Source organism: Shumkonia mesophila (assembly GCF_026163695.1).
Taxonomy (GTDB): domain Bacteria; phylum Pseudomonadota; class Alphaproteobacteria; order Rhodospirillales; family Shumkoniaceae; genus Shumkonia; species Shumkonia mesophila.
In genome coordinates, this window is sequence record NZ_JAOTID010000001.1 from 500,694 (window position 1) to 514,771 (window position 14,078).

General features: G+C 67.7%; 19 protein-coding genes. 3 read left to right on the top strand and 16 right to left on the bottom strand.

Going from position 1 to position 14,078, the window contains the following annotated elements; translation table 11 throughout:
- Window positions 1-264: 264 nt before the first annotated feature.
- The 3 genes from ODR01_RS02190 to ODR01_RS02200 form a co-directional block, all read right to left on the bottom strand.
- The gene (locus ODR01_RS02190; RefSeq protein WP_316975949.1) at window positions 265-1,761 is read right to left on the bottom strand and encodes a tripartite tricarboxylate transporter permease; all 1,497 of its coding nucleotides are present in this window, start codon (window positions 1,759-1,761) and stop codon (window positions 265-267) included.
- A gap of 13 nt (window positions 1,762-1,774) precedes the next feature.
- Window positions 1,775-2,260: a tripartite tricarboxylate transporter TctB family protein gene (locus tag ODR01_RS02195; protein WP_316975950.1), complete on the bottom strand. Its 486-nt coding sequence runs from the start codon at window positions 2,258-2,260 to the stop codon at window positions 1,775-1,777.
- A gap of 100 nt (window positions 2,261-2,360) precedes the next feature.
- Window positions 2,361-3,350, bottom strand: coding sequence for a tripartite tricarboxylate transporter substrate binding protein (locus ODR01_RS02200; protein ID WP_316975951.1), 990 nt, complete (start codon window positions 3,348-3,350; stop codon window positions 2,361-2,363).
- 436 nt (window positions 3,351-3,786) lie between these two features.
- Here ODR01_RS02200 and ODR01_RS02205 point away from each other — a divergent pair, with 436 nt between their 5' ends.
- Complete coding sequence (locus ODR01_RS02205; RefSeq protein WP_316975952.1) at window positions 3,787-5,334, top strand: YifB family Mg chelatase-like AAA ATPase; 1,548 nt, start codon at window positions 3,787-3,789, stop codon at window positions 5,332-5,334.
- A 79-nt stretch (window positions 5,335-5,413) separates the two neighbouring features.
- Entirely contained in the window at window positions 5,414-6,214 is an 801-nt protein-coding gene (locus ODR01_RS02210) for a M48 family metallopeptidase (protein WP_316975953.1), read from the top strand.
- Between the two features lie 29 nt (window positions 6,215-6,243).
- On the opposite strand, the gene ODR01_RS02215 is transcribed toward ODR01_RS02210, so the two are convergent.
- From ODR01_RS02215 to ODR01_RS02225, 3 genes are all read right to left on the bottom strand, one after another.
- Window positions 6,244-7,026: a class I SAM-dependent methyltransferase gene (locus tag ODR01_RS02215; protein WP_316975954.1), complete on the bottom strand. Its 783-nt coding sequence runs from the start codon at window positions 7,024-7,026 to the stop codon at window positions 6,244-6,246.
- Between the two features lie 35 nt (window positions 7,027-7,061).
- Entirely contained in the window at window positions 7,062-7,247 is a 186-nt protein-coding gene (locus tag ODR01_RS02220) for a YqaE/Pmp3 family membrane protein (RefSeq protein ID WP_316975955.1), read from the bottom strand.
- 86 nt (window positions 7,248-7,333) lie between these two features.
- Complete coding sequence (locus ODR01_RS02225; protein ID WP_316975956.1) at window positions 7,334-7,597, bottom strand: hypothetical protein; 264 nt, start codon at window positions 7,595-7,597, stop codon at window positions 7,334-7,336.
- A 12-nt stretch (window positions 7,598-7,609) separates the two neighbouring features.
- Between ODR01_RS02225 and ODR01_RS02230 the strand changes: the two genes are divergently transcribed.
- On the top strand, window positions 7,610-8,728 hold the full coding sequence (locus tag ODR01_RS02230) for a YheT family hydrolase (protein WP_316975957.1): 1,119 nt from the start codon (window positions 7,610-7,612) through the stop codon (window positions 8,726-8,728).
- Window positions 8,729-8,732: 4 nt separating this feature from the next.
- Here ODR01_RS02230 and ODR01_RS02235 read toward each other — a convergent pair whose 3' ends face one another.
- From ODR01_RS02235 to hisB, 10 genes are all read right to left on the bottom strand, one after another.
- Entirely contained in the window at window positions 8,733-8,891 is a 159-nt protein-coding gene (locus tag ODR01_RS02235; RefSeq protein WP_316975958.1) for a hypothetical protein, read from the bottom strand.
- Window positions 8,892-9,036: 145 nt separating this feature from the next.
- Window positions 9,037-9,318 (bottom strand): DUF883 family protein, encoded by a 282-nt coding sequence (locus ODR01_RS02240; RefSeq protein ID WP_316975959.1) that lies wholly within the window; start codon window positions 9,316-9,318, stop codon window positions 9,037-9,039.
- 174 nt (window positions 9,319-9,492) lie between these two features.
- On the bottom strand, window positions 9,493-9,852 hold the full coding sequence (locus ODR01_RS02245; RefSeq protein ID WP_316975960.1) for a histidine triad nucleotide-binding protein: 360 nt from the start codon (window positions 9,850-9,852) through the stop codon (window positions 9,493-9,495).
- A gap of 21 nt (window positions 9,853-9,873) precedes the next feature.
- Window positions 9,874-10,197 carry a phosphoribosyl-ATP diphosphatase gene (locus tag ODR01_RS02250; RefSeq protein WP_394356804.1) on the bottom strand — a complete coding sequence of 108 codons (324 nt, stop codon included), beginning with the start codon at window positions 10,195-10,197 and terminating at the stop codon, window positions 9,874-9,876.
- Window positions 10,191-10,961, bottom strand: a complete 771-nt coding sequence (gene hisF, locus ODR01_RS02255) for an imidazole glycerol phosphate synthase subunit HisF (RefSeq protein WP_316975962.1) — start codon at window positions 10,959-10,961, stop codon at window positions 10,191-10,193. The genes ODR01_RS02250 and hisF overlap by 7 nt, the downstream gene beginning before the upstream one ends.
- On the bottom strand, window positions 10,955-11,698 hold the full coding sequence (gene hisA / locus ODR01_RS02260) for a 1-(5-phosphoribosyl)-5-[(5-phosphoribosylamino)methylideneamino]imidazole-4-carboxamide isomerase (RefSeq protein ID WP_316975963.1): 744 nt from the start codon (window positions 11,696-11,698) through the stop codon (window positions 10,955-10,957). Before hisA ends, hisF begins: the two co-directional genes overlap by 7 nt.
- Window positions 11,699-11,712: 14 nt before the next feature.
- The gene (gene hisH, locus ODR01_RS02265; protein WP_316975964.1) at window positions 11,713-12,357 is read right to left on the bottom strand and encodes an imidazole glycerol phosphate synthase subunit HisH; all 645 of its coding nucleotides are present in this window, start codon (window positions 12,355-12,357) and stop codon (window positions 11,713-11,715) included.
- A complete protein-coding gene (locus ODR01_RS02270; protein WP_316975965.1) occupies window positions 12,354-12,734 on the bottom strand; it encodes a DUF2628 domain-containing protein in 381 nt (126 codons plus the stop codon). The genes hisH and ODR01_RS02270 overlap by 4 nt, the downstream gene beginning before the upstream one ends.
- A gap of 18 nt (window positions 12,735-12,752) precedes the next feature.
- Entirely contained in the window at window positions 12,753-13,373 is a 621-nt protein-coding gene (locus ODR01_RS02275; protein WP_316975966.1) for a glutathione S-transferase family protein, read from the bottom strand.
- Window positions 13,374-13,393: 20 nt separating this feature from the next.
- Window positions 13,394-13,993, bottom strand: a complete 600-nt coding sequence (hisB, locus tag ODR01_RS02280) for an imidazoleglycerol-phosphate dehydratase HisB (protein WP_316975967.1) — start codon at window positions 13,991-13,993, stop codon at window positions 13,394-13,396.
- Window positions 13,994-14,078: the final 85 nt, after the last annotated feature.

Sequence of the window (14,078 nt, forward strand, 5' to 3'; positions counted from 1 at the left end):
TCCCGTGCTTCCCGATCAGTTTGGTCAGGTCCTCGGTGTCCTTTTTCCGGTCCCTGATCGTCTTCTCCGCGTTCTTCCTGATGTCGCCGTCCCTCGAGTGCTTGAGAACGGTTTCGGCCATGTCGATGGCGGGACGTGGCGAGCGCAGCCATGGATAACTCGGAGGGGAACGCCGGTTCCGCGCGGGCACGCCGCCCCACCCGCAACCGCGCGGGTGGAGCGGCAAAAGCCGGTATCGGCCGTGGCGCTCGACGGACCTGCCGTTCAGGCCTGCTTCCGATGCGTCTTCTTGTGCCTTATCAGCCCGTAGGCCAGCGACATGAGGGCCAGGATCAGGAACGCCAGCGAGATCGGCTTCTGGTAGAAGATCTCCAGCGTGCCGTTGGAAATGGTGATGGCGTTCCGGTAGGACTCTTCGGTCATGCCGCCCAGGATCAGGGCCAGGACCAGGGGCGGGATGGGAACCGACAGCATGCTGAGAACATAGCCGGCCAGCGCGAAGATCGAAACCAGGATGAAATCGAAAGCGCTGTAGTTGAGGAAATAGGTCCCCATGTAGCCCATGCCGAGAATAAGCGGCAGCATGATGCGCGGCGGAATCTTGAGCAGCCGGACCAGCGGCACGGCCAACGGCAGGTTGATGATCAGCAGCATGACATTGCCGACCAGCATCGAGGCGATGACCCCCCACGCGATCTCGGGGTGCTGCTGGAAAAGGATCGGGCCGGGGCGGACGCCCAGCATCATGAGCGCGCCCAACATCACCGCGGTCGTCCCCGATCCGGGGATGCCCAGGGTCAACAGGGGGACCAGCGCGCCGCAGGAACAGGCGTTGTTGGCCGCCTCGGGGCCGGCCAGGCCTTCGATGGCCCCTTTGCCGAACTTCTCGGGATGCTTGCTGAAAGCCTTCTCCACCGCATAGGACATGAAGGTGGCGATGGTGCCGCCGGCGCCCGGCAGGACGCCGACCAGGAATCCCATCGGCGAAGCCCGCATCATGGGCATGAACGATTGCTTGAACTCGGCCATCGTCACCCACACCTTGCCGATCTTCCTGTGATCGACGTCGAAGACGAAATCGAGCGTTTTATAGTTCTTGAAGACCTCGGAGACCGCATAGAGCCCGATCATGACGACGAGAAAGTCGATGCCGTCCTGCAGGTCGTTGATGCCCATGGTGAAGCGAATGGCGCCGGACTGGCCGTCGATGCCGATGGTGGCCAGCATGAAGCCGAGCCCCATGGCCAGAAAGCCCTTGATGATGCTGCCTTCGGCGAGCGTGATCGTGGCGGTCAAGGCGAACAGCATGAGCGAGAATTTTTCCGCCGGCCCGAATTGCAGGGCCGCCATGGCGACCGGTTCGGTCAGGAAGATGAGGAAAACCATGCCGATCATGCCGCCGACGAAGGACGCGATGGCCGAAATGGCCAAGGCCGTTCCCGCGCGGCCGCTCTTGGCCATGGGGTAGCCGTCGAAGCACGACACGATGGCCGACGCGTCGCCGGGGGTGTTGATCATGATCGAGGCGCGGGATCCTCCGAACATGGCGCCATAGTAAATGGCGCACATGGTGATGAGCGCGGTCCCGGGGTTCATCCCGTAGGTGATCGGAATGAGGATGGCAACGCCGGTGGCCGGGCCGAGGCCGGGCAGCATGCCGATGATCGTTCCCAAAAGCCCGCCGATGAACACCCAAACGAGGTTGGAGGCTGTGACCGAGACGTCGAGGCCGAGCAGCAGATTATGAAAAATGGCGTCCATGGTTCATCCCCCGTCAGAATGGCAGAACGGCGCCAAGAATGCCCCGTGGAAGGCTGAGTTTCAGGAGCAGGGCGAAGGAGACGAAAGTGACGATGGGAAAGGCTGTCGCAATGATCAGGTTCTGTCTGTGTCGGCCGATGTTGATCAGCTCGCACACGAATATCATGAACAGGAAGGTGGCGATGAGGTACCCGAGGCCGTCGAGAACGAGCCCGTAGCAGATGCCCGCGGCCATCGTCAGCAGGATGCGGACCCACACCCACCGGTCGGCGATGAAACCCCACGAGAAGGGCTGCCGGTTCTTGCTCAGGAATTCCTTCGCGAGCAACCAAAGGCCGCAACCGATCACCAGCACGGCGATGATGTACGGGAAAACCCTAGGTCCGACCTGGTCGCCCGCCGCCGTGATGGGGATGGTCGTTGTTGAAATCAGATAGACGGACCCAACAACGACCGAGAAGACACCCGTAATGGTGTCCTTCGTGAATCGGTTCTCCATTCTCGACACTCCCCGTATGTCTGTGTCCGCCCACATCGTCGGGGCAGGACGGGCTTCTGCCCCGTCCTGCCGGCCGACAAACGGAATGACCTTTACTTGCTTATTTGACGAGACCGACGTCCTTCAGGCTGGTCTTCATCAACGTGTCCTGGTCCGCGAGGAACTTCGTGTACTCCTTGGCGGGCTGGAAATAGGATTCCCAGTTGAGGTTCTTGAGGGTCTTCTTCCAGGTCTCCGTCTTCACCATCTTGGCCACGGTGTCCGACCAGAACTTCTGCTGTTCGGCCGACAGGCCCGGCGCCGCCTGGAGGCCGCGCCAGTGCGGGAACACGAAGTCGACGCCCTGTTCCTTCCAGGTCGCAACGTTGGGAATCTCGGCGACCCGCTCGGGCGAACTGACGCCCAAGAGACGGATGTTGCCGGCCTTAACCTGCTCCATGACCTCGGCCATGCTGATGGTGATGGCCTTGATGTGGCCACCCAGCAGGGCGGGGATCTGTTCGGCCGCGGTGTTGGGGTAGACCACGAACTTGATGGCCTTGGGATCGGCGCCGAAGGCTTTGGTCAGCGTCAGGAACTGGATGTGGTCGTCGTTGCCCAGCGCCGGGCCGACGCCGACGTGCATGCTGCCGGGGTCTTTCTTCATGGCCTCGAAGAACGATTTCCCGTCTTTCCACGGCGCATCGGCCTTGACCGCCACGACTTCCCACTCGGTCATCAGGTTGGCGACCATGAAGAAGTCCTTGAAGGTCAGTTCGCTCTTGCCGAGGATGTTGTTCTGCAGGATGAGCGGCGAGTTGGCGGCAAGGAATTCGCCCTGCCCCGACTTGCCCTTGAGGTACGTCCATCCCGAGGCGCCGCCGCCACCCGGCTTGTTGGTGACGAGAACCGGCTGATCCACCAGCTTCTCTTCGGTCAGCGACTTCTGGACGGCGCGGGCCAGCAGATCCCATCCGCCACCCGGCCCGGCCGGCGCGATGATCTCGATCGGCCGTTGGGGTTTCCAGTCTGCCGCCATAGCCATGCCCGAGGCATCGAGCATCAGAACCGATGCCGCCAGGCTACTGAACAATGTCCGTTTGACGTTCATTTGGTCTCCCTCCTCGCTAAGTGTGCTCTCGTCGAAATGTTGCCGAAACAGAAAACCGCCGCGCGACGAGGCCCCCGGCGGCCTAACGCTAGGTCGAACTCGTGTTGGCGCAGGCGTCGACGCCGCCCGGCATCGACGTTACTTCCGTCCGCTTCGCGAAAAGCCTGGCGGGCCATCCAGAGGGGATGCCGCCGCCCGATCGGCGATGGCGGGGACGCCGGAAAGGACGCCGGAACGCGCCGTCAATAGGTCCATGATGTCGATCCCTGTCATTGGCCGCCCTTATTCCGAGGCGGTTCCATTGGCGCGAGTATAACAGCCGAACCTGTCATCATCCTGTCGCGGCGACGGGCCCCGGTCTTCCCCAAACGCGAATTCCCCTGGCCTTTGTCGCCCGTCCCGGCTAGAACGGAAGGGCAACACTGGGAGTTTTCGCATGGTCGCCAGGGTCGGCTCCGTCGCCTTTGCCGGCATCGAGGTGCTGGATGTCGACGTCCAGGTGCAGCTGGCTTCCGGCCTGCCGGCCTTTTCCGTAGTCGGCCTGCCCGACAAGGCGGTGGGGGAAAGCCGCGAGCGGGTGCGCGCCGCGCTGCACGCCCTGGGGCTGGCGCTGCCGCCCAAGCGCATCACCGTCAACCTGTCGCCGGCCGATCTCGTCAAGGAAGGCAGCCACTTCGACCTGCCGATTGCATTGGGCGTGCTGGCCGCCATGGGGGCGTTGCCGGCCGACGAGCTCGCCGGCTATGTGGCGCTGGGCGAACTGGGGCTCGACGGCGCGCTGGCTGCGGTGTCGGGCGTGCTGCCGGCGGCCATCCACGCCAATTCCCGCGAGTGCGGCCTGATCTGCCCGGCCTCCCAGGGCGGCGAGGCGGCGTGGGCGGGCGATCTGGCGGTGCTGGCGCCTTCCAACTTGCTGGCCCTGATCAACCATTTCAAGGGAACCCAGCTGCTGGCCCGGCCACAGCCGAGGCTGGCGGCGGATCACGCGCACTACCCCGACCTCGCCGACATCAAGGGCCAGGAAACCGCCAAGCGGGCGCTGGAGATCGCCGCCGCCGGCGGGCATAACCTGTTGATGGTCGGCCCGCCGGGGGCCGGCAAGTCGATGCTGGCGGCGAGACTCCCCGGCCTGCTGCCGCCCTTGGACGCCGCCGAGGCGCTGGAGGTCAGCATGATCCACAGCCTGGCCGGCACTTTTTCCGAGGACGGGCTGGTGCGCCGCCGGCCCTTTCGCGACCCCCACCATTCGGCCTCGCTGCCGGCCCTCATCGGCGGCGGCCAGCGCGCCCGGCCGGGCGAGGTGTCGCTGGCCCATCTCGGCGTTCTTTTCCTCGACGAGTTGCCGGAATTCCAGCGCGCCGTGCTGGAATCCCTGCGCCAGCCCCTGGAAACCGGGCGCGCCACGGTGGCCCGGGCCAACGCCCACGTCACCTATCCGGCCCGCTTTCAGTTGGTCGCCGCCATGAATCCCTGCCGCTGCGGCTACCTCGACGATCCGGCCCAGGCCTGCGCCCGGGCCCCCAAGTGCGCGCAGGAATACCAGGCCAGGATCTCGGGGCCGCTGTTCGATCGCATCGACCTCAACGTCGAGGTGCCGGCGGTGAGCCCGGCCGACCTCGCCCTGCCGCCCGCCGCCGAGGGCTCGGCGGCGGTGGCGGCCCGCATCGCCGCCGCCCGGGCGTGCCAGAAGGCGCGCTACGCCGGAAACGGCGGCGACGGGCCGACGCCGCGCACCAACGCCGAGGCCGACGGCCGCCTGCTGGAACGGGTCGCCGCCCCCGACGAGGCCGGCCGCCGGCTGCTAAGCGAGGCCGCCGAGCGGCTGAAGCTGACGGCGCGTGGCTATCACCGCGTGCTGCGGGTGGCGCGCACGCTGGCCGACCTCGACGGGGCCGAGGGCGTCAGGCGCCTGCACGTCGCCGAAGCGCTTTCGTACCGCCGCATCGTACCGGGACGGGCGTTGGCTGGCGCCGGGCGCCCCTGAGGCGGGGCGCGCTTGCTATTCCTTCCGGCCTATCACACTTAAGCAGCGGGAGCGCCGCGTTGTGTCAGGAGGGATGCCCATGCCATTCGTTGACCGCCCCTGCCGCCGGGGACGCCATGTGGCCGGCGCCGCCATAGCCTGTCTCGCGCTTGCCGCCGCCGGCTGCGCGGCCGACAGCACCGGTCTGGGGTTGCGCCTGGTCCCCGAGGAGCAGGTGGTGGCGATGGGCCAGCAGAGCTGGGAGCAGCTGCGCAAGGAGGAACCCGCCAGCAAAAACGCCGCCTATCAGCGGACGGCCCAGCAGGTGGCCGCCCGGCTGCTGACCGCCAGCGGCCGGAATCCGGCCGAGTGGGAGATCGTCGTCTTCGCCAGCCAGGAGGTCAACGCCTTCGCCCTTCCCAACCGCAAGATCGGCGTCTACGAAGGCATGATGAAGCTGGTCGCGGGCGAGGCCGAACTGGCCGCCGTGATGGGCCACGAGATCGGTCACGTCGACGAGAATCACGCCGCCGAGCGGGTCAACTCGCAGGCGGCGACCGAGCTGGGCGTCAACCTGGCTGGCATCGCCCTGGGCTCGGCCAGCGGCACCGATCCGCAGGCGGTCGCCAGCCTGCTGGGGATGGGGGCGCAGGTCGGCCTGTTGCTGCCCTATTCGCGCAACCAGGAGCTGGAGGCCGATCGCCTCGGCCTTACCAGCATGGCGAAGGCCGGCTACGACCCACGCGCCGCCGTCGCGCTATGGCAGAAGATGCAGGCCCAGGGCGACCGGCCGCCGGTGTTCATGTCGACCCACCCCGGCCCCGAGCAGCGCATCCAGCGCCTTCAGCAGCTGATGCCGCAGGCGCTGGAGACCTACCGGCGAAGCGGCGGGAAGACTTGAGCGCCGCCCTTGGCGGATGCCCCATCCGGTCAGGACGAATGCACGGACTCCCGTTGTCGGTCCGCGGCGAGGATCAGAAAGGGCGGGCGGCGGCGATGCAGCTCGATCTCCGGGATTGCTTTTGAGGATGGGCCGTCGACGGGCTCCGGTTCCTTCAGTCCCCGGATGGCAAAGCCGGCCTTGATGAGCCCGTTCACATAGGTCTCGATGGTGCGGTGATACTTGACCACCCCATCCACGAACCACCGGGTCCTTCGTTCACCCTCCGACCGATAGTCGTCGACCGGCCAATAGAGCGCATTGCCGAGGTCGTCGCGTACCCATCGCTGCCGGGCAAGGGCGGTGCAGATGGGGTGCTCGACCGAAAAGACGAACCGTCCGCCCGCGACGAGGACGCCCGCCACGCGCGCAACGGCGGCGGCATAATCCCTGATGTAGTGGAGGGCCAAAGACGACACCACCACATCGAATGGTTCCCCCTCCGGATCGAGCCGCTCGATGCTTTCGCAGCGGTATGCGATCCCGGCATCGCGGGTCTGCTCGGCCGCGCAGGCCAGCATTCTTGCCGAAATATCGACGCCCACCACCGAGCGCGCGCCCAACCCCCGCGCCTTCCTGGCAAAATCGCCGAACCCGCATCCCAGGTCGAGCACGCGCAGGTCCTCGAGGGAGTCCGGCAGCATCGACCATAGGGCGGGTTGCTCGAGAACGTCGTTCAACCCCGTGCCCGTCCGCCGCAGGTTCCTATAGCCCGCGAAGAACTCGGGATCGTCGTAGATGTTCTGGGGCTCCGACCCCTCCCTGTGTCCCATCGGCAGGCTCAATGCACATTCGGGATTGCGGCGGCTCAGGCCCCGGTCGGCCCCACCCTCTGCGCCCGCTTCACCACCAGCCACAGGGCATGGACCATGCCGGGCACGAAGAAGAAAAGCGTCAGGATGAGGTTGAGCCAGAAGTGGAGGCCGAGTCCGACCGTGAGGAACGCCGCCACCGGCGGCAGGAAGATCGCGAGGACGATGCGAACGACGTTCATGGGAACCCCTCTCCTCGTTGTCCGGCCCGGCCGCAGGCTGCCGCCGGGCCGGGCTGTTATCATACCATGGGATACGCGCCTGACGCCTACTTCTTGCCCTTCTCGGTCTTGACCTTTTCCGTCTTTTTCGCCTTTTCCGTCGTCTTCGCTTTCTCGGTCTTCTCGGCCTTCGCCTTGGCGCCGGCCTGCTTGACGCATTCGTCCTTGGCCTTGGGATCGGCCAGCTTCTTGCATTCGGCCAGGGCCGCCTTGTCCTTGTCGGACTGGGCGAAGGCCGGTGTGCTGATCGACACGCCGCCGACGGACAGCGCGAAAGCCATGGCCGTGGCAACCAACAGAACTTTCTTCATGACATTCCCTCCGTGACAGAACGCAATCGCCGACACCTGATGCGCCAGCCGACCGACCGCCTATCTTGGGCCGGCCCCATTTCCTACGCAAGCCATGTGCCAATGGCGGCCGGCAAGGGCTTTGACACGATCCTCCGCCGGCGCTACCAAGAAGGCATGCCCGTCCTGGCCCATTCCGGTTACCGGCCGCCGTTCGTCCTGTGGAACGGCCATGTGCAGACCGTCTATCCCGTGCTTTTCCGGCCCATGCCGAAGGTGAGCCCGGCCCGCGAGCGCATCGCCACGGCCGACGGCGACTTTCTCGACCTCGACTGGCATCGGGCGGAAGGCAAGGGGCCGGCGCGCCTGGCGGTGATCCTGCACGGGCTGGAAGGCCACGCCCGCAAGAAGTACGTGGCCGGCATGGCCCGCGCGCTGACCCGCCGCGGCTGGGACGTGCTGGCCTGGAACTTCCGGGGCTGCAGCGGCGAACCCAACCGCCTGCCGCGCTATTACCACAGCGGCGACACCGCCGACCTGCATGCCGTGCTGGCCCACGGGCTCGGTCGGCGCGCCTATGCCGACGCCGTCCTGGTCGGTTTCAGCATCGGCGGCAATCAGGTGTTGAAATACCTGGGCGAGGATCCCGACCGGGTGCCGGCGGCGGTCCGCGCCGCCGTCGCCTTTTCGGTGCCCTGCGACCTGGCCGGCGGCGCCCGCGTGCTGGCGCGCCCGTGCAACCGGCTCTACATGGAGTACTTCCTGCGCAGCCTCAGGGCCAAGGCCCGTCTGAAGCACCGGCTGTTCGGCGGCCTGGATCTCGCCGGGCTCGACGCCATGACCACGTTCGACGCCTTCGACGAGCGCTTCACGGCGCCGCTGCATGGCTTCGCCGGGGCCGCCGACTACTACCGCCGGGCCAGCAGCCTGCCGCACCTGGCCGCCATCCGGGTGCCGACGCTGCTGGTCAACGCGCGGGACGACCCCTTCCTGTCGCCGAGCTGCTATCCGGCCGAGGCGGCGGCGGCCAACGAACGGCTGTTCCTGGAAACGCCGATCAGCGGCGGCCACGTGGGGTTCGTCGAGCGCAACCGCGACAACCTCTACTGGTCGGAGCGCCGCGCCGTCGCCTTCCTCGAGGCCGCCGCCTGAGCGGCTAGTTGGCCTTCTTCTCGACCTCCTCGCCGGCCTCCTCCATGGCGTCGCCGGCGTCGTCGACCGCCTCGTCGACTTTCTCCCCGACCTGTTCGGCCGGGCCGTCGTCGCATGCGGCGACGGTAAGCGACACCGCCGCCATCACGGCTGCGAAAGGCAACAGAATTCTCCGCGTCGGTTTCATGATCTCGTTCTCCGGTTTGGGGGGGACCGCACACGCCAGCCGCATCGGGGCGGAGCGCGGGCTTCCGGTAAAGGGGTCGAGGCGGCCAGGGGACACCACCCCCGGCCGGTGCCGGCGTCGATTACATCCTGCGGCCCAGCAGGGCGCCCAGGACCATGCCGATGCCGAAGGCCGACAGCAGCGCGGTCAGCGGACGTTCTTCGATCTGCCCGCCGACGACTTCGCGCACCTGGTGGGCCTGGTTCTGGATGCGCTCGCCGGCGTCCCGGGCATGCGCCTTGGCGCGGTCGAAGCCGTGCTCGGCCTGCCCGCGCAGGCTTCCGGTCAGTGTTTCCATTTCGGCGCGAAGCGCGGTGAAGTCCTTGCGCAGCGCCTCGAAATCCTTGGTCGTCTGATCGGCCATGAATTCTCCTCTCGGCTTGTCGTCGGCGCCCGCGACGGATCGCAAGGGCCGCCGCCAGGGTGGTCACAGGTAGACTGTGGCCGTCCCGGGGCTATTCCCGGAGGCATGGCATCAGGCCCCGGCCCGAGCCGGGGCGGCGGTTTCAAGAGAGGGGAGGTGCCGGTATCCCCGGACCTAGCGTTTCAGCATCGGCCCCAGCGGCCTGCCGGCGAACACGTGGACGTGGAAGTGCGGCACTTCCTGGCCGGCGTCGGGACCGGTGTTGGCGAGGATGCGATAGCCGGCGTCGGCCACCCCCAGCTGGCGCGCCACCGCGCCTACCGCCCGCCAGAAGCCGGCGATCTCGGCCACGGTCCCCTGTTCGGAGAAATCGTCGAGCGATTCATAGGGCCCCTTGGGAATGACCAGGACATGGGTGGGCGCCTGCGGATGGATGTCGGGGAAAGCCATCGCGAAGCCGTCCTCGTAGATCTTCTGGCACGGGATCTCGCCGCGCAGGATGCGGGCGAAGATATTGCTGTCGTCGTAGGCCATGGCTCTTTTCCCTTCCTGACTTCAGCGCGGACGGCGGGCCGCCTTCTCGGCCAGGCCCGAAATGCCCTCGCGGCGCCCCAGTTCCGCCCACACGTCGGCGGCGGCAACCCCGGTTTCCGCCCACAACACCAGAAGATGATACAAAAGATCGGCGCTTTCCGCCGCCACCCTTTGCGGCGATTCGGTCAGCGCCGCCCGCGCCGTTTCCCGGGCTTCCTCGGTCAGCTTGGCGGCAATGGCTTCCCGCCCCCCGGCGAACAGCCGGGCGGTATAGGAGCCGTCGGGGTCGGCGCCGCGCCGCGACTCGATGACGGCGAACAGGCGGTCGAGCCCGGCGTTCACGATCCCGCCCTGTCCTCGCGCACCGGGATGCCGGCCTTGCGCATGTGGGCCTTGGCCTCGGCGATGGTGTAGGTGCCGAAATGGAAGATCGAGGCGGCCAACACCGCCGAGGCGTGGCCCTTGATCACGCCGTCGATGAGATGATCGAGCGTGCCGACGCCGCCAGACGCGATCACCGGCACCGGCACCGCGTCGGAAATCGCCCGCGTCAGGTCGAGGTCGAAGCCGATCTTGGTGCCGTCCCTGTCCATCGAGGTCAGCAGAATTTCGCCGGCCCCCAGGCCGGTCATGCGTTTCGCCCAGCCGATGGCCTCGATACCGGTCGGCTTGCGCCCGCCGTGGGTGTAGATCTCGAAACCGTCGCCGGTGCGCTTGGCGTCCACCGCCACGACGATGCACTGGTTGCCGAATTTCTCGGCGGCCCGGCCGACGAAGTCGGGGTCGGCCACCGCCGCCGTGTTGATCGACACCTTGTCGGCGCCGGCCAGCAGCAGCTTGCGGATGTCTTCCAGCGTGCGCACGCCGCCGCCCACCGTGAGCGGCATGAAGCACTGCTCGGCGGTGCGCCGCACGACGTCGAACAGGGTGTCGCGGTTCTCGTGGCTGGCGGTGATGTCGAGGAAGGTCAGCTCGTCCGCCCCGGCGGCGTCATAGACGCGGGCCTGCTCGACCGGGTCGCCGGCATCGATGAGGTCGACGAAGTTGACGCCCTTCACCACGCGGCCGGCCTTGACGTCGAGGCAGGGGATGATGCGCACCTTCAGCATGGCGCCGCCGCCTTTCCCGCCAGCAGGGCCACCGCGGCCCGCGGATCGATGCGCCCGTCGTAGACGGCGCGGCCGCTGATGACGCCCTCGAGCTTGCCGTCGGCCACCGCCTTGATGGCCGCCAGATCGGCCATCGAGGAAACGCCGCCCGACAGCACCACCGGGATCGATACCGCCTCGGCCATGGCCAGGGTGGCCATGATGTTGGGCCCGGCCATGGCGCCGTCGCGCGCGATGTCGGTATAGATCAGCGCCGCCACGCCGGCGTCCTCGAAGGCGCGGGCGAGGTCCACCGCCTTCATGGCCGAAACCTCGGCCCAGCCCTCGACGGCGACGAAGCCGTCGCGGGCGTCGATGCCGACCGCCACCCGGCCGGGATGGCGCCGGCAGGCGTCCCTGACCAGGGCGGGATCGCGCACCGCGACGGTGCCGAGGATGACGCGATGGACGCCCGCCGCCAGCCAGCCCTCGATGGTGGCGAGGTCGCGGATGCCGCCGCCCAGTTCGACCGCCATGTCGACGGCGCCCAGGATGGCCTTGACCGCCGGCGCGTTGACCGGACGCCCGGCGAAGGCGCCGTTGAGATCGACCACGTGCAGCCACGTGCAGCCGGCGGCGGCGAAGGCGGCGGCCTGCGCCGCCGGATCGTCGCCGAACACGGTGGCGCGTTTCATGTCGCCCTGGATGAGGCGCACGCACTGGCCGTCCTTGAGGTCGATGGCGGGCAGGAAGTTCATGGCCATGGCAATCCTCAGGGCTTCCAGGCCAGGAAATTGGTGATCAGGCGCAGCCCCGTCCGCTGGCTTTTCTCGGGATGGAACTGGGTGCCCACCAGGTTGTCGCGGCCGACCACGGCGGCCACCAGGCCGCCGTATTCCACGCTGGCCAGCACGTGGGCCGGATCGGCACAGCGCATGGCGTAGGAATGGACGAAATAGGCATGCGCCCCGGCCTCGATGCCGGCCAGCACCGGATGATCGGGGGCCGCCACCACCAGCTCGTTCCAGCCCATGTGCGGAATCTTGAGCGCGGCGTCGGCGGGCGTCAGCGCCACCACCTCGCCCGGCAGCCAGCCGAGGCCGTCGCTGACTTCGTATTCGCGCCCCACCTCGGCCATCAGTTGCATGCCGACGCAGATGCCGAGGAAAGGCCGCCCGTCCTCGATCACCGCCTCGGTCAGGGCATCCAGCATGCCGGGCAGCGCGGCGAGCCCGCGCTTGCAGTCGGCGAACGCCCCCACCCCGGGCAGCACCACGCGCGCCGCCCGGCGCACCACCTCGGGATCGGCGGTCACCGCCACGGTTTCGGCGGAGCCAGCCTCGCGGATGGCCCGCTCGAAGGCCTTGGCGGCCGAGCGCAGGTTGCCCGACCCGTAGTCGATGAGGGCGACGGTCATCCGAGCCCCCCGGTCAGCAGCGGGGCGTTGGCGAGAAAGCGCCGCAAAGCCTCGTCCTCGCCGCCGCCCATCACCACCCCTTCCTCGGAGAAACCCCGGCGTTCCAGCGTCCAGCGGCGAAGGTCGTTGGCGGTGCCGCCGATCGCCATCGCCGTGCCCAGCGAAAGCGCCGCCGCCGTCACCGCATCGAGGCCAGGCACGGCGCCCGCCGCGCCGACGGCAACGACGAGGGCGACCAGTCCCAGCGCCACCACCCATAGCCCGTGCCACAGCGCCCACAGCGGGCCGGCCAGGAACGCCGGCCAGCAGAAGCCTTCCTTGACCAGCACGATGTCGCCGCCGTCGTCGGGCCGGAAATGGACCGTATAGATGCGCATGGGTTTCCGGCGGCCTTTCTAGCGGGTGACGTGATCCATCGGGATGTGCAGCGGCTGCGCGGCCACCCGCTCTATCCAGGCCCGGATGGCCGGATAGGGCTCGAGGTCGAAGCCGCCCTCGGGGGCGACGTGGGTGTAGGCGTAGAGCGCGATGTCGGCCACCGAATAGCGGCCGCCGGCGAAGAAGGCGCGGGACGACAGCGTGGTCTGCATCAGCTCCAGCGCCGCCCGCCCCTTCTCCCACAGTCCGGGCAGCCGGGGTTCCTCGTCTGCCGACTTGCCGAGGACATGCATCAGGGAGCGGGCCACCGCGATACAGGGCTCGTGGCTGTACTGTTCCCAGAACAGCCACTGGTAGGCCTTGGCGCGTTCGAAACGGTCGGTGGGCAGCAACGCGGTCCCCTCGGCGAAGTGCAGCAGGATGGCGTTGGATTCCGAAAGCCGGCGGCCGCCGCCGAGATCGAGCAGCGGCACCTTGCCGGCCGGGTTCAGCTTGAGGAATGCCGGCGTGCGCGTCTCGCCGCCCTGAACGTCGACCTCGACCGTGGAAAACGACCGGCCGAGCTGATGGAGGGCGAGGCGCACCTTGTAGCAGTTGCCCGAGCCCTGGAACTGGTAAAGCTTCAAATCGCCGAGCATGGTGCGTCGCCACCGTCCGTCTAGAGAGAGCCGCCCAGGACCCCCTTGGTCGAGGGCACGGCATCGGCCTTGCGCGGGTCGATCTCGACCGCTTGGCGAAGCGCGCGGGCCAAGGCCTTGTATAGGGATTCGGCGATGTGGTGGTTGTTGTCGCCGTAGAAATTCTCGACATGCAGCGTCAGCCCGGCCGCCTGGGCGAAGGCCTGGAACCATTCCTTGAAGAGTTCGGTGTCCATCTCGCCCAGCTTGTCGCGCGCGAAGGTCACCTTCCACACCAGGTACGGCCGGTTGGAGGCGTCGAGTGCGACCCGCGACAGCGCCTCGTCCATCGGCGCGATGGCGGTGCCATAGCGGGCAATGCCCTTGCGCGCGCCCAGCGCCTTGTTCACCGCCTCGCCGATGACGATGCCGGCGTCCTCGGTGGTGTGGTGAAAGTCGATATGCAGGTCGCCGTCGGCCTTGAGCGTCAGGTCGATCAGGCTGTGGCGCGACAACTGCTCCATCATGTGGTCGAGGAAGCCGATCCCGGTGGCGATGTCGTAGCGCCCGGTGCCGTCCAGATCGACGGTCGCCGAGATGCGGGTTTCGGTCGTCTTGCGCTCGACGGTGGCGCGGCGCATGGAACGTCTCCTTGGCAGCGGACAGCCCCGTTGTATCAGGAACTTGCGCCAACCGGAAGCCCGCCGCTTCGCGCCGGTTGCGCGC

Coding starts and splice junctions, on each gene's coding strand:
- ODR01_RS02215 (WP_316975954.1), bottom strand. CDS start 7,026: ATGGGACACAGGGAGGGGTCGGAGCCCCAGAACATCTACGACGATCCC.
- ODR01_RS02190 (WP_316975949.1), bottom strand. CDS start 1,761: ATGGACGCCATTTTTCATAATCTGCTGCTCGGCCTCGACGTCTCGGTC.
- ODR01_RS02220 (WP_316975955.1), bottom strand. CDS start 7,247: ATGAACGTCGTTCGCATCGTCCTCGCGATCTTCCTGCCGCCGGTGGCG.
- ODR01_RS02210 (WP_316975953.1), top strand. CDS start 5,414: ATGCCATTCGTTGACCGCCCCTGCCGCCGGGGACGCCATGTGGCCGGC.
- ODR01_RS02225 (WP_316975956.1), bottom strand. CDS start 7,597: ATGAAGAAAGTTCTGTTGGTTGCCACGGCCATGGCTTTCGCGCTGTCC.
- ODR01_RS02275 (WP_316975966.1), bottom strand. CDS start 13,373: ATGCTCGGCGATTTGAAGCTTTACCAGTTCCAGGGCTCGGGCAACTGC.
- hisF (WP_316975962.1), bottom strand. CDS start 10,961: ATGCTGAAGGTGCGCATCATCCCCTGCCTCGACGTCAAGGCCGGCCGC.
- hisA (WP_316975963.1), bottom strand. CDS start 11,698: ATGAACTTCCTGCCCGCCATCGACCTCAAGGACGGCCAGTGCGTGCGC.
- ODR01_RS02200 (WP_316975951.1), bottom strand. CDS start 3,350: ATGAACGTCAAACGGACATTGTTCAGTAGCCTGGCGGCATCGGTTCTG.
- ODR01_RS02240 (WP_316975959.1), bottom strand. CDS start 9,318: ATGGCCGATCAGACGACCAAGGATTTCGAGGCGCTGCGCAAGGACTTC.
- hisB (WP_316975967.1), bottom strand. CDS start 13,993: ATGCGCCGCGCCACCGTCGAGCGCAAGACGACCGAAACCCGCATCTCG.
- hisH (WP_316975964.1), bottom strand. CDS start 12,357: ATGACCGTCGCCCTCATCGACTACGGGTCGGGCAACCTGCGCTCGGCC.
- ODR01_RS02205 (WP_316975952.1), top strand. CDS start 3,787: ATGGTCGCCAGGGTCGGCTCCGTCGCCTTTGCCGGCATCGAGGTGCTG.
- ODR01_RS02195 (WP_316975950.1), bottom strand. CDS start 2,260: ATGGAGAACCGATTCACGAAGGACACCATTACGGGTGTCTTCTCGGTC.
- ODR01_RS02245 (WP_316975960.1), bottom strand. CDS start 9,852: ATGGCCTACGACGACAGCAATATCTTCGCCCGCATCCTGCGCGGCGAG.
- ODR01_RS02270 (WP_316975965.1), bottom strand. CDS start 12,734: ATGCGCATCTATACGGTCCATTTCCGGCCCGACGACGGCGGCGACATC.